25 protein-coding genes and 1 pseudogene are annotated in these 24,445 nt (G+C 62.3%); 17 read left to right on the top strand and 9 right to left on the bottom strand.

The features are described from left to right. Positions 1 to 25: 25 nt before the first annotated feature. Positions 26 to 661 carry a hypothetical protein gene (locus tag F3S47_RS18775; RefSeq protein WP_150446856.1) on the bottom strand — a complete coding sequence of 212 codons (636 nt, stop codon included), beginning with the start codon at positions 659 to 661 and terminating at the stop codon, positions 26 to 28. A 545-nt stretch (positions 662 to 1,206) separates the two neighbouring features. Here F3S47_RS18775 and F3S47_RS18770 point away from each other — a divergent pair. Continuing rightward, on the top strand, positions 1,207 to 1,668 hold the full coding sequence (locus F3S47_RS18770) for a hypothetical protein (RefSeq protein WP_150446855.1): 462 nt from the start codon (positions 1,207 to 1,209) through the stop codon (positions 1,666 to 1,668). A gap of 84 nt (positions 1,669 to 1,752) precedes the next feature. Further along, positions 1,753 to 2,115 (top strand): curli-like amyloid fiber formation chaperone CsgH, encoded by a 363-nt coding sequence (gene csgH, locus F3S47_RS18765; RefSeq protein ID WP_150446854.1) that lies wholly within the window; start codon positions 1,753 to 1,755, stop codon positions 2,113 to 2,115. Between the two features lie 458 nt (positions 2,116 to 2,573). On the opposite strand, the gene F3S47_RS18760 is transcribed toward csgH (F3S47_RS18765), so the two are convergent. The 5 genes from F3S47_RS18760 to F3S47_RS18740 form a co-directional block, all read right to left on the bottom strand. After that, complete coding sequence (locus tag F3S47_RS18760; protein WP_191090250.1) at positions 2,574 to 3,266, bottom strand: invasion associated locus B family protein; 693 nt, start codon at positions 3,264 to 3,266, stop codon at positions 2,574 to 2,576. 513 nt (positions 3,267 to 3,779) lie between these two features. Next, positions 3,780 to 3,986: a hypothetical protein gene (locus F3S47_RS18755; RefSeq protein ID WP_150446852.1), complete on the bottom strand. Its 207-nt coding sequence runs from the start codon at positions 3,984 to 3,986 to the stop codon at positions 3,780 to 3,782. 654 nt (positions 3,987 to 4,640) lie between these two features. After that, positions 4,641 to 5,315 (bottom strand): response regulator transcription factor, encoded by a 675-nt coding sequence (locus F3S47_RS18750; protein WP_150446851.1) that lies wholly within the window; start codon positions 5,313 to 5,315, stop codon positions 4,641 to 4,643. Between the two features lie 541 nt (positions 5,316 to 5,856). Beyond that, on the bottom strand, positions 5,857 to 7,329 hold the full coding sequence (locus tag F3S47_RS18745; protein WP_150446850.1) for a helix-turn-helix domain-containing protein: 1,473 nt from the start codon (positions 7,327 to 7,329) through the stop codon (positions 5,857 to 5,859). Positions 7,330 to 7,527: 198 nt separating this feature from the next. Beyond that, the gene (locus tag F3S47_RS18740; RefSeq protein ID WP_150446849.1) at positions 7,528 to 7,830 is read right to left on the bottom strand and encodes a hypothetical protein; all 303 of its coding nucleotides are present in this window, start codon (positions 7,828 to 7,830) and stop codon (positions 7,528 to 7,530) included. A gap of 403 nt (positions 7,831 to 8,233) precedes the next feature. On the opposite strand from F3S47_RS18740, the gene F3S47_RS18735 reads away from it, so the two are divergent. From F3S47_RS18735 to F3S47_RS18715, 6 genes are all read left to right on the top strand, one after another. Further along, entirely contained in the window at positions 8,234 to 9,118 is an 885-nt protein-coding gene (locus F3S47_RS18735) for a hypothetical protein (protein WP_150446848.1), read from the top strand. Between the two features lie 94 nt (positions 9,119 to 9,212). Then, positions 9,213 to 9,575 (top strand): curli-like amyloid fiber formation chaperone CsgH, encoded by a 363-nt coding sequence (csgH, locus tag F3S47_RS19755; protein ID WP_396280132.1) that lies wholly within the window; start codon positions 9,213 to 9,215, stop codon positions 9,573 to 9,575. A 4-nt stretch (positions 9,576 to 9,579) separates the two neighbouring features. Then, the gene (locus F3S47_RS18730) at positions 9,580 to 10,143 is read left to right on the top strand and encodes a hypothetical protein (RefSeq protein ID WP_150446847.1); all 564 of its coding nucleotides are present in this window, start codon (positions 9,580 to 9,582) and stop codon (positions 10,141 to 10,143) included. 116 nt (positions 10,144 to 10,259) lie between these two features. Continuing rightward, entirely contained in the window at positions 10,260 to 10,646 is a 387-nt protein-coding gene (locus F3S47_RS18725; RefSeq protein ID WP_191090249.1) for a curli assembly protein CsgF, read from the top strand. A gap of 75 nt (positions 10,647 to 10,721) precedes the next feature. Beyond that, the gene (locus F3S47_RS18720) at positions 10,722 to 11,660 is read left to right on the top strand and encodes a CsgG/HfaB family protein (RefSeq protein WP_150446845.1); all 939 of its coding nucleotides are present in this window, start codon (positions 10,722 to 10,724) and stop codon (positions 11,658 to 11,660) included. 2 nt (positions 11,661 to 11,662) lie between these two features. Then, positions 11,663 to 12,232, top strand: coding sequence for an invasion associated locus B family protein (locus F3S47_RS18715; protein WP_150446844.1), 570 nt, complete (start codon positions 11,663 to 11,665; stop codon positions 12,230 to 12,232). 67 nt (positions 12,233 to 12,299) lie between these two features. Here F3S47_RS18715 and F3S47_RS18710 read toward each other — a convergent pair whose 3' ends face one another. Next, complete coding sequence (locus F3S47_RS18710; RefSeq protein WP_150446843.1) at positions 12,300 to 12,620, bottom strand: type II toxin-antitoxin system RelE/ParE family toxin; 321 nt, start codon at positions 12,618 to 12,620, stop codon at positions 12,300 to 12,302. Further along, complete coding sequence (locus tag F3S47_RS18705; protein ID WP_317978267.1) at positions 12,607 to 12,843, bottom strand: type II toxin-antitoxin system ParD family antitoxin; 237 nt, start codon at positions 12,841 to 12,843, stop codon at positions 12,607 to 12,609. Before F3S47_RS18705 ends, F3S47_RS18710 begins: the two co-directional genes overlap by 14 nt. A gap of 346 nt (positions 12,844 to 13,189) precedes the next feature. Between F3S47_RS18705 and F3S47_RS18700 the strand changes: the two genes are divergently transcribed. From F3S47_RS18700 to F3S47_RS18660, 9 genes and pseudogenes are all read left to right on the top strand, one after another. Beyond that, positions 13,190 to 13,624, top strand: a complete 435-nt coding sequence (locus F3S47_RS18700; RefSeq protein WP_150446841.1) for a curlin — start codon at positions 13,190 to 13,192, stop codon at positions 13,622 to 13,624. A 63-nt stretch (positions 13,625 to 13,687) separates the two neighbouring features. Next, complete coding sequence (gene csgH, locus F3S47_RS18695; protein WP_150446840.1) at positions 13,688 to 14,071, top strand: curli-like amyloid fiber formation chaperone CsgH; 384 nt, start codon at positions 13,688 to 13,690, stop codon at positions 14,069 to 14,071. A gap of 990 nt (positions 14,072 to 15,061) precedes the next feature. Continuing rightward, positions 15,062 to 15,308, top strand: a pseudogene (locus F3S47_RS18690) (GDP-mannose 4,6-dehydratase); the annotation flags it as partial. A gap of 96 nt (positions 15,309 to 15,404) precedes the next feature. Then, the gene (locus tag F3S47_RS18685; protein ID WP_150446839.1) at positions 15,405 to 16,499 is read left to right on the top strand and encodes a polysaccharide biosynthesis protein; all 1,095 of its coding nucleotides are present in this window, start codon (positions 15,405 to 15,407) and stop codon (positions 16,497 to 16,499) included. Then, positions 16,496 to 17,647 carry an NAD-dependent epimerase/dehydratase family protein gene (locus F3S47_RS18680; protein ID WP_150446838.1) on the top strand — a complete coding sequence of 384 codons (1,152 nt, stop codon included), beginning with the start codon at positions 16,496 to 16,498 and terminating at the stop codon, positions 17,645 to 17,647. The genes F3S47_RS18685 and F3S47_RS18680 overlap by 4 nt, the downstream gene beginning before the upstream one ends. A gap of 45 nt (positions 17,648 to 17,692) precedes the next feature. Beyond that, positions 17,693 to 18,436, top strand: a complete 744-nt coding sequence (locus F3S47_RS18675; RefSeq protein ID WP_150446837.1) for a phosphoadenylyl-sulfate reductase — start codon at positions 17,693 to 17,695, stop codon at positions 18,434 to 18,436. Positions 18,437 to 18,758: 322 nt separating this feature from the next. Next, entirely contained in the window at positions 18,759 to 20,879 is a 2,121-nt protein-coding gene (locus tag F3S47_RS18670; RefSeq protein WP_191090248.1) for a glycosyltransferase family A protein, read from the top strand. Further along, entirely contained in the window at positions 20,876 to 21,325 is a 450-nt protein-coding gene (locus tag F3S47_RS18665; protein ID WP_150446835.1) for a hypothetical protein, read from the top strand. The genes F3S47_RS18670 and F3S47_RS18665 overlap by 4 nt, the downstream gene beginning before the upstream one ends. A gap of 132 nt (positions 21,326 to 21,457) precedes the next feature. Then, positions 21,458 to 22,456, top strand: a complete 999-nt coding sequence (locus F3S47_RS18660) for an NAD-dependent epimerase/dehydratase family protein (protein WP_150446834.1) — start codon at positions 21,458 to 21,460, stop codon at positions 22,454 to 22,456. A gap of 42 nt (positions 22,457 to 22,498) precedes the next feature. On the opposite strand, the gene F3S47_RS18655 is transcribed toward F3S47_RS18660, so the two are convergent. Next, positions 22,499 to 24,379, bottom strand: a complete 1,881-nt coding sequence (locus F3S47_RS18655) for a glycosyltransferase family 2 protein (RefSeq protein WP_191090247.1) — start codon at positions 24,377 to 24,379, stop codon at positions 22,499 to 22,501. Positions 24,380 to 24,445: the final 66 nt, after the last annotated feature.

Below are 24,445 nucleotides of genomic sequence, written 5' to 3'. Positions count from 1 at the left end.
CCGAAGGGCCACCGACGAAGGACGATTAGAAGCCTTGGTAAACATCAGCCGTGTAGGAGCCGAAGTGCGGCGGGGACACGGTGGCGCTGTGGAAGCCCGGGTTGCTGAGGTCGGGGTAGGTGTAGAGGCTCGGCGAGCTGAGCGAGGACGGCGTGGAGGCAGAGATATGGGACGAGGTGCTGTCCTGCGACCAGTTCACGGCGACGTTGTTATTACCGTTCTGGATGGTCTGCTGCTTGGCGCCTTGGCCTGCTTCACCGTCGGTGCAACCACTAAAGATGCCGCAATAGCCGTTGTTCACGATGTTCTCGTCGAGCGCGACGTTGACGGCGTTGTTGCCATTGCCGTTCTGCCAGATCAGGGACTCGTGCTCTGCACCAAGATCGGGAGCGGCAAGCTCGAAACCGAGGAAGTAGACGCCGGAGGCGGCGACGTTCTCCTGGTGAGCCCAAGCGGTGTTGCCGCTGCCGTTAGACAGGTTCACGGCCGACATGTTGTTGCCGTCCTGAGCAACGACCTGAAGGTTCGGGTTCAGGGTGTTGTTGTTGAACGAGAGGTTCGCACCTTCGTTACCGGAACCCAGCTGGGTGACGAAGGCTTCCTGGGCGTGCGCGGCGCCGGCGAGGGCGATGACCGCGGCAGAGATCATGAGCGTTTTCATGGCGTTACTCCTGGTTTTAAAAGAATGTGTGTGCCGGCGTTATACTGGCCGGTCTCGCAGTCCAGCTGCCCTGCTCATGAACAGCTGTTAGGTTGGCTTAATACATCCTTCAGCCAACTTTCCGCATTAAATTTGCCGCATTCCTGCCCTTTTTTCATCGGGTTGTGCAAGATATTGCGCTTGACAAGGTCACCGTCCCCAAGTCGGAAACAGAGGGGGAGGTGTAAGCACAACTAATAGTTGTGCTGACTTCCGCAGCGTCATCCTGCAGGCGAATTCTTGCCACATTCTTGCGAATCGATCAGCGAAATTTCGCGAATCATATCCCAAGACATGGATCGCCCGATGCCCCGCGCATCCTGGCAGGGCAGCTCAGCGCGCCCGAGCGCACCCGGCCACGAAATTGCACCGAAATGACCACCTCCGCGCCCATCGGCCGCCCGGCGGGTCCTGTTCCCTGAACGCATCGAAACCCGAGGCGGGGCAAGCTCGGGGAAGGACCGGACACCTCCCGCCAGCGCAAGAGCGACCGAAAGGATCCATCGATGCAGTACTCCAAGATCGCCGCCCTCGTCCTGGCCATCGCCCTCCCCTCGCACGCAGCGGCGGACGAGGCCTTCATTTCGCAGATTTCCGCGGGGCCCGTGAGCGTCTCGCTCCCGGCGCCCGTGTCGGCTCCGGTCAATGTCTCGGCCATGCTCCTTGAGGCGCCGCGCCCGACGATCTCCACCGCCTCCGTCAACCTGGACGCCTACCCGCTCGTGGCGGCTCCGACGAACGGCGCCTATGCCGACATCAGCACCACTGGCGACCACAACAGCGCCAATATCGTCCAGAGCGGAATCCACGCCGCTTCGATCCGCCAGTCTGGCAACATGAACTCAGCGCTGATCACCCAGAGCAACGGCGCCGGAAACCGCGCCTCGATCTACCAGGCGAGCAGCAACGGCTCGGCGATGATCTCCCAGTCGGGCAGCAACAACCGGGCGCTGATCGTGCAGAACTGAAGTAAAGCAGGGCCGCCCTGTCGGTGATTGGTGCGCCCCTGCGGACATGCTAGGATAAAGCATGATGCCGCAGAGGTGCGTGCCATGCCGACCAACCCTCTAAGATATGCCTTGCTCGCACTGATCTTGGCGCCGACGCCAGGCGCCGCGGAGCAGGAGTGCGAAATCGCTCTGTCCGAGACGAACGGCGCCACCTCCATCGTGGCGATGGCGGATGCCGCCGACTGGTCCGGCGGGCGGTATGCCATGAGTGTTTCGGTCCGATCCGGAACGAACCGCTCGACCAGCATGCAGAGTGGCAGCATTGGTGGCGAGCCGGACGAGAACGGGCATGTTCCCCTCTCCCGTACGGTCGTCAATCTTCCGGCCGGCAGCGAGGCGGATATCGTCGTGACTCTCAGCCGGGGAGACGCCGAGGCCGGGTGCCAGACCCGCCTGACACGGTGACCGCGAGCTTACCTTCAAGGCATTCTCTGGCGACGGGTTGTCCTTCCATTCCCCCTTCCGCATAACGTGATCCCAAGGATTTCGAGACGGGGAGATATCTGTGCTGCCAGATAGGACCATAAGAACGTTGATCGTCTCTGCCGTGGTCTTTGCATCACCGGTAGCCGCGTCGGCTCAGGCTTTTCTCGACTACGACAGCCCGCCGGTGGTGCCGGCGCGCCAGGCTTTCGTCGAGCAGATCGAGAACTTTCCTGCATTCCGGCCTGTCGCCCCACCACAGCAAGACGTGCAAGCCGCCCCAAGTCAGCCCGCTCCTCCGGCCCCACCGCCGCCCCCGGAGGAGGAAAACGTGATCCTCGAGTTCGGGAACGGGGTGGCCGTACCCATACCCCGCGCCCGGCTGTCGGGTGGCTAGGACTCGCCGAAGACTCCTGATCAACGACTAAAGACTCGCTCGCCTAGAGCGCCTCCTCGCTCTCGCTGTCATCTGCTGCAGGATCGTCCAGGGCAGAAGATTCATCGTCGGGAGCATCCTGCGGGGCGTCATCGGCCAACCCCGAGGTGGCCGGATTGTCCGGGCCCTCGCCTGCCTCGGGGCGTACCTCCTCCAGGCGCTCGAGGCCTTCGCCAAAGCCCGTCAGAGACAATGGAAGCGGGATGACGTTTCCCGTCGGGATTCTTACGAGCATAGTGGCTTCGTCGGCACCTGTAAGGCTGTCTACGACCTCTGGACTTATTGTCCCCTCAATAAGGCATCCGTCACCGATGCATCGGGAAACGGGTAGGACGATGAGTTCATCATCCTCATCTAGCCTCAAACGAGGGGGCTGTTGCAGACTGATCCCGAGAGGCAAAGCGAACTGAACAGCCACGGAGCTGTCGGCCAGGATCGTGACCGCCGCCGCGAGCGCGACAGTGTTCGTGTCTCCGGCCTGGACTCGCTGATAGATCTGGCAGGGGCCGCCGTCCTCGGTGACGGCGAAGCATTCGAGCTTCCAATCCCCGATGTCCTCGGAGGTTGCGGGTAGGGGAGGCTGCCCGGTCTGGGCCGTCGTCGGACCTGCCAGCCCAGAGATGCCCCACGCCAAGGCCAAGGCAAGCGGGGGCGTCCCCGAGACGCTCCTTGGGGCGAAGTCACGCAGTTTGGCCATCAAAGGTCCCTCAATAACTGTCGGCAATCTTGAGCAAAAAATGTCGAAATCATCTCGTGTGGCCCTTCGCCCCCGAGAGGTCCAGCTACACAGCCTCATACCGTAAACAGGGTTCCGGGCAAACCTGTGGCAGTTCCTCGTCGTCAGCTCGTCAGCGTCATGCGGTGAGTGAACGTGGGCGTTGGCCGTTATGCTTCCCAGAGCAGGATCACGAAGAACTGGCACACACGCTTCCAAGGGTAGGGAGGGACAAGTGGGCGCACAAACCCCGAAAGTATTCACACCAAAGTTGAGTGAAGGGCGGCGCACCCACGCAAAATGGCAGAAAACCCTTATGAATCTGAGTGTAGTTCATAATCAAACGGTGGCTCCGTGAGATCTCTTCAGAAACCTCGAATACCGGGCTCCGCGCCCCCCGCGGTAGCGTCCGCCCGGGGGAAGGACCCAGAGCTAAATGTAGATGCTGCCGCAAGATGTAGGGGTGACGGGATAATCGGCCTACCATATGAGGTATCAACCCGTGCGCCCGGCCTCACGTCCCCTGACAGGCTCCGGGCCCTCGATCTCCCGCCCGATCTCGACCGCCGCGGCTACCCGGTCCCCCGATCTCCGGCCCTCCGCGCCGCCCGCCTCCGCCTCCAGCCTCCGGGCTTCCCGGCCCTCGATCTCCCGCCCGATCTCGACCGCCGCGGCTACCCGGTCCCCCGTCCTCCGGCGCAACCCGGTCCCCGGATCCGCCCGTCGATCTCGACCGACTCCGGGCTCCGGGCTTCCGGCGATCTCGACCGCCGCGCCTCCGCCGCCGCCTCCAGCGTCTGGGCTTCCGGGAAACCTGGTCCCGCCTCCGCCGGTCGAGATAGCCGCCCGGGGACTCGTCCGGGCTCCGCCCCGTCCCCTAACCGGGAAGCCCGCCAGATAATCGCGCCGCGCAACCTGGTCCGCCCGGTCGAGATGTAGCCGGGCAGGGCTCCAGCCCTTCTCTGGTCCCAGGTCCTGCAGGACTCCGGCTCAGTCAACGGCACGCCGCTAACCGCTGCCGCGGCGCCCCGCCTAGCTGCCGACAAGGAAGGATTTCACCGGCAACGCCTTGGCCCGGGAGATCGCATACCACATGCACGGGAGGACGGGGGTTCTAGGGCCGGCACCCGGATATGACTCGTAACTGGCCCACTCCGGTCAACTTCGGACACCCGCTCTCGCGCGGTCGTCCCGTAGGATGACCTCATTGCAGCCCCGTTTCCGAACCGTACCCGAACACCAAAAAGCCCAACGGCCCCAAAGTCCGCCGCCGCACCGGCCCCCAGTCCTGCGACGAGATGCTCAGCTTGATACGCGTTCTGCGGTTGCCAAGCGGCGGCGGTCATTAAGTCCCCGCTAAGCGTTCGCGTGACGCGTTTTCGGCGAAACCCGGGGTCCTTTGCTCAGCATCGCCGCGCTGGTCGTGATCCCATCGAAAAGCCGCGCGGCCTGCGTTCGGTTTTCGACGTCGAGCTTCCGGAAGATGGCGGAGGCGTGCACCTGAACGGTGCTGGTCGAGATCTGCAGCAGTCGCGCGATCGCCTTGTTGGAATAACCCTTGGCGATGTGCTGAAGGATCTGCAGCTCCCGGTTCGTGAGCTGCCGAGCCTGGGCTTGGGGCGGCAAGCTGACGACCTGCGGCGCACCGGTGATCGCGCAATTGCCGGCGGGCAGGACGGTATGGCCATCGGCCACGAGAGTGAGGATCGACTTGATCCGCTCCTCGCAAGCGCACGTCGGAACGATTGCGCGGATCCCGATCGACATCCCGGCGATGTCGGCCGCGTTGAGCTCGTCGGTGAAGAGTATGATCGACAGGCCTGGGCTGTTGGCGGCGATCCGGTTGATCAAACGGCTCAAGGACGAGGAGAATGGAAGGGACAGCAAAAGGATGCCGCTGTCTTCGGGTTCAAAATCTCGCCCCTCCAGCTCGGCGACGCGGTGGCTTTCGAAATTCCACCCTAAGTCTTTAATAATATTAGAAAATGCGGACACCAGCAATAGGTTGTCCGTGAAAATGTAGACAGTCATCGGGCAGCGCCTCTTAACTCAGGCACCGAATACCGAGGTCGTGGCTATGCACGCGTCTTCCTGCCTTACCGAAACTATTCCCGAAGGCCCGGATGCTCTCGAATATCGATGCGTTCATTGTTCCCCGCTTGCCGCCGCGTTCGTCCGGTTAGGAACCAGAGACCAACCGGCGGACCGACTCTTGATACCTCCCCTTGTTCTTGGACTATGCGTGACCGTCAGCGTCGGGATACAGGATGTCCTGTTACACCGACATGTCTGTTACGACGACGCTGAGACATAATTCTACAACAAAAATTGACGTAGCGTCAAATATATTCTTGAGGGAATGAATACATTGTCCTTCTGGAATGTATTAATTCACCATTGTAACGAAAATGAAATCAATCTTTTACATTCGTTCAATTTTGATCCGAGATCGTATTGCCGAATCTGAATTGTCGAGGGTTTTCGTTTTTGCTGTCTTTCCAAGTCGTTCGGCTCGCGCTTGGGGTCCGGTTGCTGGCATCCTCCTCGGCCCGCTCGGGGCAACAATGACGCGCTAGGGGGCGATCCGCGCCGTCCTCATGACCCGCCTGAACTCGGTAGCCTTGTCGAAATAGTAGGGCGAGGTTTCTAGGGAATAGACCGTCAGCGCCGCATCGATGTGCGACTCGGCTGCCGCGAGGTGCGGAGAGGGGTCGTTCGTCGTGCGGTGGTTCGCGAGGGCGAACCGGACCTGCGCCAGGTTCTCTTGCGTCATGGCCCATTCGAAGGGGGAGCTGTCCTTCGTTCTGATCGCCAGGGACCTCTCGCAGATCTCCACGGCCTCCATCAGGTGCCGGCGCCCCACTTCGTCTTCGGTCGCGGCGCCGAGATCCCTCAAGGCAACCGCGAGGTTCTGCATGGTCATTGCCCACTCGCGCGGGCTGGCGTGCTGGTCGCGCACCTCTAGGGCGACGCGGAACGTGCCGATCGCCTTTTCGAGCAGGTCGATGCGGCTGGCGGTGGCGTCCGCCCGGTCGGCGAGCAGGCAAAGGGCACCCCCCAGATTGTGCTGGGCCACGCCTGATCTCTCGCGATCACCGGTCCGGCCGAAATGCGTCAGCACCACTTGGTAGTCCCCGACCGCCTCCTCCAGGAGCGCGGTGCCCGTCCCGCCTTCGGTCCGGTCCCCGAGATTGGCCAGTGCATTGGCCTTGCTCATCAGGAACTGGGCCCACTCCTCTCCTCGCTCCGGGAAGGCCGCTAGGGCGTGTCGCGCCATGTCGACCGACAGGGCGAGGCCGTCGTTGCCGTAGAGCAGTCCGTGATCGTAGAGCTGGACAAAGTAGCCCTTCAGGCGCCGCGCCGTCTCGAGGCTGTCCACGGTGCGGAGCGCGTCGGCGGCCGAACGGAACAGTTCGAATGCCTTGTCCACTTGTCCCCGCAGCAGGGCATAGCTTGCCCGGGCCTCCTTGGTCTCGACGAAGAGAAGCGTCTGCAGACGATCCGCGATCAGCAGCTGATGCTCGCACTCGTCGAGGTCCAGCCGGTCGGCCGCCGCGTTCGCGGCGGCGCGGGCGGCGACGATCTCGTCCTGGCGTTCGTCGAGGAGGTCGATCTTGCGGCGATATGCACGGTACTCGTCGGCCTTGGCCTCCAGCAGCTGGCGCAGGTTCTCGGAGGACCTGTCGTAGGCGCGATCGATTTCGAACCGTGCGGCGAGCGCCTCGAGCTGGTCGCGGCTGCTGCGGGCGAGATCGCCCAGGTGCTGCGACAGAACGGAGCCGATATCGGCCGAGGGCGCCCGGAGGCCGTCGATCTCTTCCTGCGGGATGTCGAGGGCGAGCGCGATCTTCTGGACGGTCTCGGCCGCCGGCCGGCCGACCCGCCCGTTCTCCAGGCGTGAGATGCTGGACTTGCGCGCCTCGTCGTTCCAGACGCGGATCGCGAGATCGCGCGCGGAAAGGCCGATATCCTCGCGGTACGAGCGGACGAGCCGCCCGAACTTCGCACCGAAGGCGTTACCGCCGGATCGGTCACTCCCGGTCAACTCCGGTCACCCGCTTGCTGGTCGGTACATGACATAAGCATGAGAGCTGCTCATCCCGGATTTCCTGAACCGAACATCGCGATCGCAGCAAGAGAGGCAGGTCGGCCGGGCCCGGTCCGGCTCATCCCCGGACCGACCGGGCGACCGCCATGCCACGACCGCCGGCCCCCGGACCGGCGACGGCATGGCCCCCCTCGCTCAGCGCACCGAGAGGCTCACGCGGGGCAGCCCCGCTCCCTCCCCGGTCTGAATGCGTTCCAGCTCGAGGATCTCGGGCGTGGGCGTCAATTGCTGCTGTTGTTGTGTCCGGACCGCGGCTGCCTGGACGGGCGCCTGGGGCCTGGGGGCCGCCTGGCGGACGGAGAAGGGGATCTGGTTCGCCTGGACAATGTAGGCGGTTCCCCGGGCCGAGGTGATCTGCTGCACATGCGTGCGACCGTCGGCCTGCGCGAGAGAACCGACCACGGCAAAGACACTAACAAAAGATGCAAATACCTTCATCTCTGGTTCTACTCCCTAGCTACAGGACGCTCCGGACCGGGGATCCCGGCGGAGCAGTCTTGGGATGAATACCACAGTTTTCCGGAACGAATTATCAGTTCTTGGCGATACGGATGAGTCGCATGCGATTCGGTGCCGGGTCGCCTGTGCCCCGTGCCCACAGCGCATGATTCCGGTCGTATCCGGGTCCGCCGGCGGCCACCTACTAAAAACCACTAGACGATTCCTGCAGGGGTTCTGCCGCAAGGCCTGAATCGCATTCAAATCATCTAGGTGAAAATATGGCCGGCTAATCCTCTTGCCTAGCCGGACTGCTGAATATTCGAGGAGATTTTCGGGGCGTAGCTTCCTGCCCCGGGAGCGGTCGTTCGGTCGCTTTCGGTTCAGGAAAGGGAGCACTACAATGAAAAGCATTCTTCTTGCATCCAGCGCACTGCTGCTGAGCGTCGGCATGGCCTCTGCACAGACGACCGCCGGCCCCGGCGGCGCTCTAGAGGCAGCGGCTGCGTCGAACGACATCGCGAGCGCGATCCGCTTCGGTAGCTCGGCCATCGCCGACGATACCGGTGTCGACGAAGTCGCAACCGCTGACTCCGGTGGCCAGTTCGCCCAGGCCAGCAACGCTGATGGTTTTGCCGACGTCGCGCCCGACGGGTTCGCGCCGGTTTCGCTGTCGAAGGCGGCTGGCCAGCCGAACACCAACATTCAGGATCAGGTCGGCAACGGTAACATGGCGTCCGGCTACCAGGTTGGTTCGGCCAACGGCAACATTCAGTTCCAGAATGGGAACACGAACAATGCCATGACGACCCAGCTGGGCAACGTGAACGTTGCCGTCTCCTATCAGGTTGGCAACTCGAACGATGTCTCGATCCTCCAAGATGGCAATCTGAACTCCGCCGCTGTGGCTCAGGACGGCAACGACAACACTTCGTCGATTACCAGCCTCGGCAGTAACAACGCGGCCGCCGTGGCCCAGGACGGCAACGACAACACGTCGACCATCTTCCAAGGCACCGGCGTTCTCGACAATGCCGCTGCGCACGTTCAGCAAGGCATCAACAACGAGGCGGCGAGCTTCCAGTTCAGCAGCGACAACCTTGCTGCTGTCCTGCAGAACAACGTCAACGCCGGCTCGACCAACTCTGCCGTGCAGATCCAGTTTGGCGGAGCGCTCAACGCCGCCGCGGTGGTGCAGTCGAACGGCGGTGGTGGTACCGGCAACGCCAGCTTGCAAACGCAGAACGGTACGGGCAACCAAGCCGCTGCCTACCAGTTCAACCCGTAAGTCACGGGCCGGCTCGGCATTCTGCCGGGCCGCGACACGAATTCCCGAAGGCGCGGTCCTGCGCCTTCGGGAGCCATTAGATGGGTCAGGCGCAATGCGATCTTCATGGCTCATTCCCGCGACATTCCTTCTGGCATTTCCAGAGAGCATCGACGCCATGGACAGCCCGGGCCCCTGCGAGATCAGTTTTGTCCGGTCCGGTGACGTTCTCACCATTGAGGGGATCGCCGATCCCGCCTTGTGGCCTCAGGGGCAGTACATGCTCCGCGTCGAGGTCCGGCAACGGGGCAACATTTCTGTCTCGAGCCAGGGCGGCCGCATTGATGCCCGAGGTTCGGCCGCCGCACCGATGGTCCTTTCGAGGACGCAGGTCTCCGCCTCGGCCGGTAGCGACGTCACCGCCGAGCTGATCCTCCGGGACGGTCCGCGCCAGGCGAGCTGCTCAGTGAAAGGATAAGGCGATGAGACATCTTATCCGCAGGATCCGGACCGCCGCCGCGGCGTTGAGGATCGCGGCCCTGGCCGCTGCACTGTCTCTCCCGGGTCTCGCCCTTGCGGAGGGCTTCGGCTTCCAGGTCGATAACGGCCTGAGCGTCGAGCAGGTGACGGTGACCCGGACCTCCCAGATGCCGGCCGCCAACCGCAGCGGGGCCACGAACTCGACCATCCGCCAGGCGGGCAACCAGAACCGCGGCTTCACCGCGCAGTACTTCAGCCGGTCGGCCGTCAGCGCCCTGCTTCAGGGCGGGGAGCGGAACACTGGCGGCGTGAGCATCATCGCCTCCCCGGGCAGCGCCGCCTCGCTGATCCAGCTGGGCCGGGACAACTACGGGTCGGTCAACGTCATTGGCGGGCGCAACAACGTGGTCTCGGCGGCGCAGGTGGGCAACCGGCTGTCGATGGAGCTGAACCTCGTCTCGTCGCGCCGGACGCGCCTCGTCTATGGCCAGGCCGGCGAGGGCTACGGGGGAAGCATCACCATCCGCAACGCGCGGCCCGGCACGGTCATCCGGCTGAGCGATTAGCGATGGGCGGTGCGTCGGGGTGGCGGCGCAATTCGGCAACAGACTCCCCGTCACGGCCGGGCTGGCCGTATTCCGCCTATCCGTTTCGTTTACGGATCAGGCGGGATCGACTATGGATGAATGGATATTTTTCAAAGCGCGCCGCCAAACTTCAGCAGCGGTTCTTTTTTCATGGTTTGCCGGCGCGGGACGGAGGTCGGAAAATGATGAAGCGAAAGTCCATGCTTGCGATCTGCATGGTCATGGGTCTGCCCTCAGCCGCCGCGGCACAGGGCCTGGTCTATGCCCCGCTGAACCCGGGGCTCGGGGGCAATCCCGATCTGACCGGCTATCTGAGCGAATTGGCGAGTATTCAGAATAACTTCGACGAAGGCGGCGGTGGCGGTGGTTTCCCCGTCATCGACTTCCCCGACATCGATATCGACCTGGGCGGCGGCATCGGCGGCGGCGGCAGTGGAGACGACAATGAGAACGGCGACGGGGACTCGGATCCCGACTCCTGAAGCCGTCAGTTACCCGAAGGCAGATTTTCAGAAGCTATCGACAGAGTAGCAGACAGAATACGAGGACTGGGGCAGATGCAGTTTGTATTGAATGGAGCGCACCGATCGATTCGGGTCGCCGTCCTCGTGGCCGCGATGGGCCTCTCGGGATGCGCACAACTGGGGGATCGGGTCGGGCGGGCGTCGGACCCGCTCGCGACCGACCCCATCGAGACACCCGTCACGCGCACCGGTGCGATGCTGTTCAACCTCGCGCCTCCGTCGAGGCAGATCGACGTCGCGGTATACGGCTACGAGGACAAGACCGGGCAGAACGAGGAAGAGCCCGGCCTGACCCGGTTCTCGCGCGAGGTGACCCAGGGGGCCGAGGACGTCCTCTACGATATTCTCGAGGAGGTTGGCGGCGGTAGCTGGTTCAACGTCGTGGAGCGCGCGGGGCTCCAGGAACTCCTGACCGAGCGCGAACTCATCGACGAGACCGCCCGGGCCTATCGCGGGGCTGCGACCTCGCCGCTGCCACCGCTGCGGTTCGCGGGCACGATCATCCGCGGCGGGGTCATCGACTACGACTCCAACGTGGTGACCGGAGGGGCCGGCGCCCGGATCCTCGGGATCGGCATCAACCAGGAATACCGCGAGGACCGTGTCTCGGTCGCCCTACGGGCCGTGAGCGTCGAGACGGGCGAGGTGCTGTCGTCCGTCACGACCGAGAAGACGATCTACTCGGTCCGCCTGCAGGACTCGATCTTCCGGTACGTGGCGAGCGACCGGATCCTCGAACTGGACGCGGGCGTCTCTCAGAACGAGCCGACTGGCATCGCCCTGCGCCACGCGATGGAACTGGCCGTCTTCGCACTCATCGTCGAGGGCACGGAAAAGGGCGTCTGGTCCTTCCGCGACCGGAGCTATCAGAACTCGTTGCTGAGCCTCTATTACCAGCAGCGTGCGCAGTACGCCGATCTCGACGCACAGATCGCCGAGCCGCCGGCCGAACAGTCGGCCTCGGGGTCGTGACCATGCGACATCTGGCCAAGGCGTTCTTCTCGGCCCTGCTCTTGCAGATGGCCGGGATGGCCTTCGCCCAGGGCGAGGACGGCCCTGCGCCGGTCTCGAGGGAAGAGGTCGGGGACTGGGCCATCGAGTGCTTCGACGAGGCCGAAACCGAGTGCCAGCTGTATCAGCGGGTCCTGACGCAGGACCCGCTCGTCGTGGCCATGGTCGTGACGTTCTACCCGATCGCGGACGGCGCGTTCAACGCGCAGATCGCGCTGCCCCTCGGCGTCGACCTGTCACAGCGCCCCGAACTGCGTCTCGACGCGGAGCCCGGGATCCCGCTGGCCTGGTCACGCTGCATCGCTCTTGGTTGCCTCGTGGAGGGCAGCTTCAATGCAGGTCTCATGGCCCGTATCCAAGACGCCGATCAGGTCGTGCTGGCCGTCTTCAACCCGAACGGCGGCGAACTGACCATTCCCCTCTACATGGAGGGTTTCGAGGAGGCCGTCTCACGGCTGTCGACCGCCGAACCTGCCCTCGAGCCCGAAGCCGAGGCGGAGCCGGCCCCCGAGATCGCGCCCGAAAGCGAATAGCCGGGCCTGTCCCCGCGGCGACAGGCGGAGCTGCGCGACGTAGCTGGCGTACCAGTCGATAAGCGTCTCAGCCGTCGATGATGTCGAGCAGTGCGCGCCAGTTCTGCTGGCCGCCGAGGATGCGCAGCACGTCCAGATGATTTCCAGTGACCTGGTAGATGATCAGATGCTGCGCTGACGGGTGGATGCGAACAGGAGGGACGAACTCCAGTCGTTCCCGAGCGATATCGGGCATGGCCGACAATAGCTCAAAAGCCGCGAACAGCCCCTCGAGGTAAGCTTCAGCTTGTTCCGGTCCCCACTCTCCGGCTGAATACAGCCAGATCTCTTCGAGGTCTTGTTCTGCGAGGGGTCTGAGGCGGTAGCCATCCAGGCTACGAGCCGCCATGGCGGGTCCGCATCCTCTCACGGAAAGCGCTGACATCGAGGTCGCGAGGGGGCCCGCTGTCGAGGCCGGCTTTTATCTCGGCCTGCAGGGAGGCGATGGCTTGCTCTCGTTCCTGGTCACGGCGGATCAGGTGACGGACGTAGTCACTCGCATTGCTGTACCGCCCATCCTCGGCACGGGTTTCGACCCAGTTCTTCATCTGGTCAGGGAGAGAGACGTTCATCGTAGCCATGCTATCATGAGAGTCAGAATGGCAATCTTTGTCAACAATGGTTACCGTCCCGGGACGGGCTTCAAGCGGTTGTCCCTCATGGGCGGTTGAGTGCGGGTCGATTCCGAGGACTCATTAGATAGGCAATGACGAAGACTGGCCCCGAGTTTGGCGGCGACCTCACCCGGAGGCGCTTCACTTTGGGCTTTCCCCGCTAACCGATAGCGACGGCGGGTGATCGCTTAGCGGGGCGGGATGCCGTGGGGTCGGTCCTGCCGGCGCAGATTTCCAATGCTGCGGCCCGGATAGAGCACTGAAACCGCCCGTATCAGGGCCTCAGACGCAACGGACCGACATCATGCACGTCAAGACGCTCATTACTTCCCTGGCCCTCGCCGCGACGCTCGGCATGGCGAGTTCTCCCGCGCAGGCGGACAACCGGATCCATCTCGACCAGAGAGGCTTCGACCAGGCGATCGGAGCCTTCCAGGACGGCGGCCACAACCGGCTCAGCGTCCGCCAGAAGGGAGGGGGGAACACCTCGATCACCATGCAGGACGGCCATCGCAACCGCACCGTCGTCGGCCAGGGAGGACGCCACAACGAGGCCTACGGCCGGCAGCGGGGCCGCTGCAACGTCCTCGGGATCTCGCAGTTCGGGCGGGGTGGCTTGGCCGACGTCGATCAGCGGGGCCGCTGCAACGCCGCCGGCGTGATACAGTCGGGCCGGGGCGATACCGCGGAGGTGGTCCAGCGCGGGCGCGGCAATGTCGTCGTCATCGTGCAGGACTGATCGCCGACCGGGTGGAGCAGGTCTCCGCCCGGTCCACATTCCCTTACAAGGATGGAGGGCCCGATGATGCCGCCTCTCTTCTTCTCTCTCCTCGGAGCCACGGTCTTGGCCGTGACCGGCACCGTACAGCTCGGGGGGCCGGACCCCGAGGACATGCCCCGCTGCGTGCTTCGGATAGAGGACCGGGCGGGCGAGGCCCTCGTGCGCTCGATCATCGAAGCACGTGACCCGGTACAGGGGACCTACGAGGCCACCGTCACGAAGGCGAACAAGACCGGCGCCGTCGACGCGAGCCAGGGCGGGGCTTTCAGCCTGGGCCGAGGGGCACGCCTGGTCCTGGGAGAGATGCTTGTGAAGGGGTCGGCCGCGGAACTCGACGCGACGCTCGCGCTGCGCATCGGAAGGCATAGCGTGCAGTGCCCGGTGGTTGTTGACGGGGTGTTCTAGGACTACACGACAACCACCCACACTCAGGGCTGAAGATGCGCTCACAGCGCGAGTTCATCGCAGCCCAAACCGCAACCGCCTGAGTGTCCGGTGAAATGGGGGCAAGTCCAAGCCGGTAAAATCGGTAAAGTTGGGGGCGGCTTCGGTCGCCCTTTTCTTTTACCAAAATTCCCATACGGCGAACCGTTTTCGCCCGGCCACTCAACAACAACAGCCAACCACAGCCCTCAACCACAGCCTGAACCCCCTTATTTACAAGGCTCAAATGGCCTTTTCGGGACCTTTGTAGGTTGGCGATTTCCATCTGTGCCACAGATGTCGTCCCGCGAGAGCATGATTCAACTACTCCGAAATGCCCTCTCTTGTTTCTGTATGTTCTGAAGATTCCCAACAACTCAACCACAAATCCAATGATCTCAGTGACTTATGCTGTGGTTGAAGGGTGTGGTTGAGTTGTGGTTGACGATGCTCAACCTACACCAGTCGCCTCTCGGCGGGGGTCACACGGCCTAAGCGCCCGATATGCCTCGTATGGTAAAATTGGTAACGGGGTCATTCCCATATGGCGCAAAAATACGTAAGCAATGCTGACCTACCGCGAAAATTGTCCGCTTCCGGGGCTCCGCGCACCCCCCGGTAACGCCACCAGCCGGGGAAGGACCCAAGCGACACATGGTAAAAGCGGGAATGGCGGTAAACCCGGGAACCGTTCCCATAGCCGCCCGCCCGATAGATGGCGACGACGACAGCCCGCCAGATGGCCCCACACCGGGCGCACCATGGCCGTTGGAACATCGATCAGCTTTCCGACAGAGACAGAGCAGGTGCAAGCGGGAGTGACACTTCTGCTTTGCTCAGGGGTGCGCTTAAGGATGATTATGTTTCATTCTTGACGGCTCTTTGGCGCCGTTCCACCCACTTAGTCTGCGCGACCGTTGCGTTGGCCTTCGGTATGGGGCACTCGGTGTAAAGGCGAGTAAGAGGCATATAATGAAGAAAGCGTTGATAACCGGCGTCACAGGCCAAGACGGGTCCTCGCCGAGGTCTTGCTTGAGAAGGGCTAAGGGGTGCATAGCATCAAGCGCCGGGCCTCGCTCTTCAACGCTCAGCAGGTGGACCACATCTACGAGGACCGGGTCCTCACGCGGCAAACCAGCGGTTCAAGCTGCACTACGGTGACCTCACCGACACCTTAAACCTCACCCGCATCCTGCAAGAGGTACGCCCTGATGAGCTATCCTGGGTGCCCAGTTGGGCGAGCTGAAGTTTCCCCCTTCCCTAGAATTGGCGCGCCCGCTCGCTAAAAGCAACCATACACGATGAAATCACCGAGATGCCCGATCTGAAAACCTATTTTACCAATAAAAACATCGTCGTTACGGGAGGCGTCGGCTCGGTAGGCCGGGAAATCGTCGCAAAGCTTCTCAAGTTCTCTCCGAAGCTCGTTCGAGTGGTCGATAACAACGAAAGCGGTCTCTTCGACATGGAGATGACCTATGCGGACCACGGCAACATTGAGTTCTATCTCGCCGATATCACCGACGAGCGAGAGATCCGGCGAACCTTCTCGAACATGGACATGTGTTTCCATTCCGCGGCACTCAAGCACGTGCCTTCCTGCGAGAGGAGCCCCTTCTCGGCGGTGAACGTCAATATCCAGGGCTGCGAGACGGTGGGACGGGCAGCCATAGAGGCAGGGCTCGACAAGGTGATCTTCACCTCCTCCGACAAGGCGGTCAATCCGACCAATGTGATGGGCACCACCAAACTGATGGGGGAACGCCTTTTCACGGCGATGAACTTCCTTCGATCCCATCAAAGCAAGACAAGGTTCGCTTGCACGCGTTTCGGAAACGTCTTGGGGTCTCGGGGCTCAGTCGTGCCTCTATTTGCCAACCAGATCGCCAAAGGCGGGCCGGTCACCCTTACCGACGACCGCATGAGCCGCTTCGTGATGACCATGTCCCAGTCGGCTGATCTGGTGATCGAGAGCATGGTTCTGGCAAAGGGCGGCGAGGTCTTTATTACCAAGATGCCGGTCCTGAGGATCAGCGACCTTGCCCGCGTCATGATCGATCAGCTGGCCTCTCTCTACGGCTATGCCCCCTCCGAAATAGAGGTGAACACCGTCGGTGCCCGGCCGGGCGAGAAGATGTGGGAGGAGCTTTCCACCGAAGAGGAGGCCGGCCGCCTGCTCGAGGGCGAGAAGTTTCTCGTGGTCCTGCCGGCTGGTCACACCCGATCGCAGCGAGAACAGACCTATGCCTACCAGGAGGTCCGTCTTGAGCCCTCCGAAGTGGTCTATCACTCCGACCGCCAACCGATCATGAACGACCAGCAGATAGCGGAGCTCCTGATGCAGGACGCGGTTCTGCCATCGGAGGTTAGGACGCTAGTGGACAGCATGCAGACGGGAGAACAGCAATGAAGGTTCTTATCCTTGGGGGCGACGGCTACATCGGATGGCCGACGGCGATGAAGCTCTCGGCCGCGGGCCACGAAGTCATGGCCGTAGACAACTACCTCCGGCGCCGCCTCATGCGGGAAATCGACTGCGAGGCCCTCTTTGAAGTCCCCAACCTCCATGAAAGGGCACGCGTCTGGGAAGAGAGTTTGGGCAAGCGGGTGGAGGTCCGCATCGGGGACCTCGACGACTGGAGCTTCGTCTCCTCCCTCTTCGAGGAGTTCAAACCCGACTCCATCATCCACTATGCAGAACAGCCCTCCGCGCCCTACTCGATGCTCGACCGGCGCGCCGCGCGATTGACGCTGGACAACAACCTAGGGGTCACCTTCAACGTCATTCAGGCGATGGCTGAATATACACCCGAGGCACATCTGGTGAAGCTCGGCACCATGGGGGAATACGGCACGCCCAACATTGATATCGAGGAGGGCTGGATCGAGATCGAGCACAAGGGCCGCAGTGACAAGTTCCTGTTTCCCCGGGCAGCAGGCTCCTTCTACCATACAACCAAGGTCCTCGATACTGACATGCTGTGGTTCTACGTGCGCGTCTGGGGTCTGCGGGTGACGGACCTAATGCAGGGTCCCGTCTACGGCCTGGCGACGGAGGAGAGCGGCGAGGATGACCGTCTCTATTCCTTCCTGAACTACGACGAGGTCTTCGGCACCGTCCTGAACCGCTTTATGGTGCAGGCTGTTGCTGGCTACCCCCTCACCGTCTACGGTCGCGGAGGCCAGACGCGCGGATACCTTCACCTCAAAGACGCTCTCCAATGCGTGCAACTCGCCGTGGAGACCCCTGCAGACAAGGGGGAACTCAGGGTCTTCAACCAGTTTGTGGAGACTTTCTCGGTAAACGACCTGGCAGAGCGCGTACGGGAGAGTGGAGATCGGCTGGGCCTCGAGGTCGAGGTCAAGAATCTTCCGAACCCGCGCAAGGAAGCAGAAGAGCACTACTACAATCCGGCTCACACTGGGCTGATCGACCTCGGCTTGCAGCCCAACAAACTGACCGACCAAGTCATGGACGACATGATGAAAATCACCATGCGGTATCGAGACCATATTTCGAACGACCGGATCTTCCGTGGAGTGAAGTGGAAAAAGTAACTGGTCGCGTCAGCGCTATCTCGATCCTAGGCCGAAAGTAGTTCAATGGCTGCGGGTACCTCCGAATCCTGGCCCCCTGGTGGGGTCGATCCTCTGATCGAGTCGCTCGCGGCAGATCACGGGATCGAAGCCGGGCGGCCGAACGTGAAGGCACTGCTCCGGGATCCGCGGCTGGGAAGAGTCGCTGTGGTCTCCTCCTTCGGTGCCGACAGCATCGCACTGCTGCACTACATCTCCCGTGTTAGGATGGACTGGCCCGTGCTCTTCTTGGAAACAGGGAAGCATTTCCCGGAGACCCTCGAATACGTCGATGCCGTCTCCGAGCGACTAGGCCTCAGGGTCGAAAAGCTGCAGCCCTCCCCTAGGACCCTCGAGGAAGAAGACCCCGACGGAACGCTCTGGTCCGCCTTCCCAGACTATTGCTGTCAGATCCGAAAAGTCTTTCCCCTCCAAGACGCCCTAGAAGGCTACGATACTTGGATCTCGGGCCGGAAGCGCTTTCAAGCGACGACGCGCCATGCGCTTCCCCTGCTCGAACGAGATGGAAGACATCTCAAGATCAACCCCTTCGCCATGTGGTCGGAAGAGGACATCTCGGGTTATATCGACTGGCTCGACCTGCCGCGCCACCCCCTTGTAGGTGAAGGCTATCCGTCGATCGGCTGCGCCAACTGCACGCGTCGCGTGGCCGAAGGGGAGGATCCGAGAGCGGGCCGCTGGGCCCATGCTCCTGACAAAACCGAATGTGGTATTCACCTAGGGCCAGATGGAAAGTTCCGCAGAGGATAAAGAGCTACAGGGCGTTTCTAGGGAGAGCGAAAGACCTCGGCGTTTTGAGGTCTCCCCAGGGCGAGTCTATGAATTGCGGCTTCTGCTGCAGCGGATAGAGATTAGCCAACAGGATCAGGAGATGTCCCGGACACCAGTCTACGCGGTGTTCCGAGACCGGCAGGGACGCAGGCTGGATCCCCGGCTGATCCAAGGGACCCCGGTTATCGGCGACCAGGATCCTATGTCCGTGGAGACGCTTCCACCCTGCGAGCTAACCGAGGCGGTCTTGGCTGGAGGAGAGGCTTCCCGTTTCTTGCTCGCCCCCCCCGGAGCCGTGGAGTTGGAACTAGAGGGATGGGGTGATTCCACGGCTTTACGTCGCGCCGCGCTCCTTCCTATTGCCGTTCTATGGCATGGGCCGGAAGGAGAGAGATTCGCCGACCAGGTCGGCAGGATCACCGCGCTGCGCCGAGGCCTGCTCGAGCGGACTCTGGAATTGGGGAAGGGCTCGCGTGCAGCGCTGAAGGTTCTGGAAGAGGCGCCGCGACAGCAGATCGCCGACTTGCGCCGCTACTTCCAGCCTGGCGGGGATTGGGAGCCAGTGATCGAGACCTTGGGAGAGGGCGCCGAACGGGAAGATTTTCGGCTTCGGATGGACCGTCTGCGGGCGCAGGTCGAGACGCCGCCTCGGCTGGGGTTTATCGGCTCCGAACGTGGCTACGAGCGCTTGGCCGGGATCAGCGAGATCTTCTGGCTCAGGGAAAGTGAAGCGGAGGCCCAAATCGATCTTTTCTCACTTGAGATTATCGTGGTGGAAACCGTGCCGACTAGCGGGTTGAACAAGGAAGATGCTGACTGGCTCCTCGCCTTTTCGGCCCTCGACGGCAGCCTGCCCGAGCGCGGCGCCCGACTCTTCGAGGCGGCGGAGGCCGCCGGCATACCGGTACACCTCTGGGCCACCGGCGCTCCGGAGATCGCCCCCCTCTGGCGGGAGGCTGCGCGTCGGGCGGACCGAGTTCTGGCCGAAGTGATCGGCTCCGAGGGGCAGGACTGGGCCCCCATTGCGCCGGATGTACTTCTTCCCTGTACCACCGAACCGACCGCCTGCTCGGTAGCCCGCCAGAGCCCACCCCCGGCGGACTTGATGTTGGTGCCCACAGCTTCGGATATCTGCCAGTATCCGGACTTCGCCGAGTTCGTGGATACGCCTGGCCTCTATGCCACCTTGCTTACTGAATTCCGGTACCGCTTCACCCCCCTCATCTTGAGCCAGCGATTGTCCCAGACCGACCCGCAAATCTACGGTGAACATACGCGCGCCGAGGAACGCGCCCTACTCGTCTCGGCACGGATTGTCCTGCTGCCCAGCCGCAGCCTCCGGCCGGATGCCGAACTGGTGCAGATAGCCGTGGACGCCATTGCCTCGGGCGCGATCCCGGTGCTCTGGGGTATGCCGCGCACGGCAGCGCCCCAGCTGGAGATGCTGGATCGGGTCTTCTCGCCCACCGATCTCATGGAGCTGCAAGCGGCCTACCGGGTCACCTGGGTCCGGGAGCGGCGCTGGAGGGCGCTCTACCGCCAAGTGATGCGCGATTGCGTCTGGACGGGCACGCACCGCGAGGCGCTCTTGGGACGCGATCCCTGCGGCCCGAAGTTCGACAGGCCCCACACGAGCGTCGTCCTGGTGACCAAGCGCCCCCACCTCCTTCATCACTGCCTGGAGACCTTCCGCGCCCAGAGCTGGGACAATAAGGAGCTCATCCTGATCTTCAACACCGGTGAGATCCCCGAGGACCTACCCGAGCTGGCCGAAAACGAGCGGGCCTTCGCGCTGCCGGAGGCTGCGAACATTGGCGAATGCCTCAACCGTGGCATTACGCAGGCCAAAGGCCGCTACTGGTGCAAGCTCGATGACGACGACTTCTATAGCACAACCTATCTGGAGGAGACGGTCTACTACTATCGCTCCGCCCAGGCCGACGTGGTCGGCCGGCGGTCGGTCTATTTCTACTTCGCCGGGGAGGACGCGACATATTCGCGAGAGAAATTCGCCGAGCGCTGTGGCTCTCTGATGACCACGGGCTCGCTTGCTGGCGCAGCGCTTTCCATGGACCGTCGCTCCAAAGAGGTCCCCTTCTCTGTCATGGATAGAAATTCAGCCGATACTCACTGGTTGCTCCAGCTTCACCACAAAGAAATACGGGTCTACAGTGCAGATTGCACCTCGATGATCGTCTACCGTAGCGCTGACGAGACGACCCATAGCTGGAGACTGAGTGCAGATTCCAAGAAAATGGAGCAATTTCGTAGGCGCACCACGGGAAACATCTTCGAGCTTCCGGTAGCTGAGAGGCTGACCGGAGACCTTTCTTCCGAGATGTCTGGAGGGGCTGAGGCTATGCAACAGAGACTTGAGGCCTTTCGCCATCTCTCCGAGGCCGTCGAGATGGCTCAATTGTGAGCGAGGAGAATTGCGACAACGGAGGGCTGGAACCCTCCGAAGAACAGCCCGCCCAGATGCAAGCGGAGCTTGAGAAGTGCTTGGAGCGTGAGAAGCGTCTTCGGAGCCACTACGAGAAGCTTGCGCAGCGCTATGACCTTCTAGAGGAAGCGGTAGAAAGCCGCATGCGGCATCGCCTTGGGCAAAGCGAAACCAGAATAGCAAAGCTCAGCAGATCCCTCACGAGCGCGCATCAGAAAAAGAAAGATTTGACGACTGAATGCCGCCAACTTTCGCAAGCCAAAGGTGAACTCGAGAAGGAACGAAAGAGGCTAGAGCATTGCCTCCAAAAGGTTCAGCAGGAGGCGGATTTTCATCGCAGGGATGCTGAAAACCTGAGAGGCAGCCTTTCTTGGAGAAGTACAGCTCCGCTTCGCTGGGTGAAAAGGCTTGTCTCCCGAACATGAGGCTCTGGAACTGATGGTCCGAGCGCCGGCTACCGGTTGCGACGAAGGCCCGTGAGCCCTGTGCGGGAGATGTTGGCAGCCGTCAGCTAGATGGGTTAGCTGCCTCTCGAACAAACAGGCAGGAGACACGCCATGAAATGGCTGGTGACGGGCGGCGCCGGATTCGTTGGATCGAACCTAATAGCGAGCATTCTGTCCGAGCGGCCCGATGATCGGGTGGTCGTCCTCGATAACTTCTCGGCCAGCGCCTACGATGAGTTCGCCAGTGCCCCCCCCCTCGCGCAGGCCGAACGCCTCGCTCCGGACGCGCCCGTATGGGATGCGAACCGCACGCTCGGAGTGATCGAAGGCGACATCCGCGACATGGAAACGGTCGAGCGGGCCACTGCCGGCGCGGACATCGTCGTGCACCTGGCGGCCAATACTGGCGTCGGCCCCTCGGTCGAAAATCCGCGCCTCGACAGCGAGATGAACATCGGCGGCACGCTCAACATGCTTGAAGGTGCGCGGGCAGCAGGAGTCAAGCGTTTCGTATTCGCTTCTTCCGGCGCCCCGGCCGGGCTCACTGAGCCGCCGATCACCGAGACGATCGCCCCTCGCCCGGCCTCGCCCTACGGAGCAAGCAAACTGGCGGGGGAAGCGTATTGCTGCGCCTATGCAGTAGCCTTCGGCGTGCCGACGGTGGCTCTCCGGTTTTCTAACATCTACGGGCCCCGCTCTTGGCGAAAGGGCTCGGTGGTAGCGACGTTCATTCGCCAAGCGATGGCGGGGGAGCCGATCACGGTAAACGGCGATGGCACGCAAACGCGCGATTTCATCCACATCGACGATCTGACCCGTGCCATCCGACTGGCCGCCACCACGTCGGGCCTGTCGGGAGAACTCTACCAAGTGGCCACCGGCTGCGAGACTAGCGTCAACCAACTGCTGGCACTACTTCAGGAGAAGTTCGAGGCGGCTGGTCTTCCTGCGATCAAGCGGCGTCAGGGCGAACGGGCCGCTGCCGATGTACAGCGCAACTTCGCCGATGCCTCGAAGGCCGCGCAGGAGCTTGGCTGGCGACCGCAGAAGGATCTTTCCGAAGGTCTTGCGGAAACGCTCGACTGGTTCCTGCATTATCGGCGGGATTAGAAGCCGATCGGGGAAAACCCTCTTCCCTATCCAAAGTCAAAATCAGTTCCGGGGTGTTTCACCTGGAACTGGCGTGACCTGCAACGGTGGACCCTCTATGCCCTCCAGCAGAACCTGGAGCGACACCTGCACTTCCTTGAAGTGAACATTGTCGCTGCTGCGTGCGGTTTGCCATGTATGACTACGGACGTCAGAGCGTCGCTCGACTACCGCGTTGAGAGCATCGGCGCTGGCGCAAAGTAGCTCACGTTCGTCTATAAGCTTGTCGAGGAAAGCAACATCAACGCCGCCATGCTGCCCATCGGGGAAACCTCCTAACCGGCGCAGCAACGAGCGACGCACGGTATGGGAGAAGCCAGCCAGACGCCCCCCACCGCTGATTTGATCGCTGGTAAAAATCCGGGGCATTTCCAACAAAGTCGGTAGATAGACGAGGCGACCCTCATCGACATAATTATAGAAACAGGCATTCTTGCCCATCATGTCCGGGTTCAGCGCAGCGGCGCCTAGCATCATGTCCTCGACGTAATGTGGCCCGTAGTGATCGTCGTCATCCATGCGCAGTACATAGTCTCCGCTGCCACGCGCGCCGCCGATGTTGAGCGCGGTACCCGGTCCGAAGCATCGCGGCAGAAAGACGATCTGCTCGCCCGCTTCCGGACGAAGCAATGCACTGTCCCACCGAGCGGGGTCGTCGGTATTGGCTACGACGATCAGTTCCCTGTCCGGCCAGGTCTGTGCGCGAAAGCTCTCCAGCACTTCCTGCAAACGGTCAGGCCGGAAGGTTGGTGTGACCACGGTGGCGCGCGGACGTGCCTTTCCGACGGTACTCGAAGCCGAAGCCGAAGCCGCGTAAGCCGCCAACTGCTGAGTCATTTCGGCAGCGGCATGGTCACGGTGAACCCGGCGCCAAGCAGCTTGGAGATGCATCTCTGCAAAGATCGGATCCATAGAAATACGACTGACGAACAGGCGGAGCTCGCGGAGCTCAGAAAAAACTTGGGCAAAGCCACTGCGCGGGTCGTCATCCGGTATTTCACCCAAGATCACCACCGCACAGCGACTGGCAGCGGCATGTAGCGCATGCTGCACATCGCGCCCTGGTGCGCGGTCCGATCTGGCGACCTGAACCAGCAGGTTGGCCTCTCCGAACAGATGGCGCAAATGATCGGGCGTCACCGTACCGAGAGAGGACCCGACCAGTGTCTGAGGCAACGTTTCCACTCGGTGTTGGCGCACGACCCGGTCGGCTGAGCAGAGGCCTAGACCGAAAGGAGTGAGGCTATCTAGCAGGGCGGCGACGTCCGGATCGTCAATGGCCTGTACGAGATCGAGCGAAAGCACCGGCGGCACCTCCCAAGCTTCGTCATGCTGTTGCGGAACGAAGCCATGATGAAGAGCAGGCTGCATGGCGGCCTCTACCAGATCGGCCGCGATGCCCTGCCGTGCCAACGCCTTGCGCGCTGCAGACGAGGTCACGACTGCATAATCTGCTGCAGCCGCTAGGGGCGCAAAAAGATCGACCTGACAACTATCGCCACGCAGCAGGGCGATACGTGGGATGCCAGCCTCCTCCGCCCTCCGCATTAGATCATGTCCGTCAGCTTGAGAGCCGGCCCAGTCTAGGAAGGACAGCCCCCATTCTCCTGTCAGGTCATCTTGGGCACATTCGAGAACCAATAAATCGATCTGGCCGGCAGCCAGCACGGCCGGCGCGATGCGCGGAGTCAGTGCAAGCGTCGGCGCCTCGAAACGCAGCAAGTCGAAACCTTCGGCCGACCCCACGAAGCCGAAGCGCGTGCGAAGCCAGGGAGCACGTTGCGAGGTAGGCACTGGCGGAACCTCAAAACCTGCACAAGCAGCAATGTGCGCGGAACGGAAGGGCGAACCCATGCGCTCAAAGCGGTAACTCTGGTACGGCAAGCGGAAATCCTTTGACCTGCTCCTGCAAGGCCGACAGAGAAATCGTTCTCGGTCGGTTCTGGCGCG

It is taken from the genome of Histidinibacterium aquaticum (assembly GCF_008710275.1).
GTDB lineage: Bacteria > Pseudomonadota > Alphaproteobacteria > Rhodobacterales > Rhodobacteraceae > Oceanicola > Oceanicola aquaticus.
This window is presented reverse-complemented; position numbering and strand designations above follow the sequence as displayed.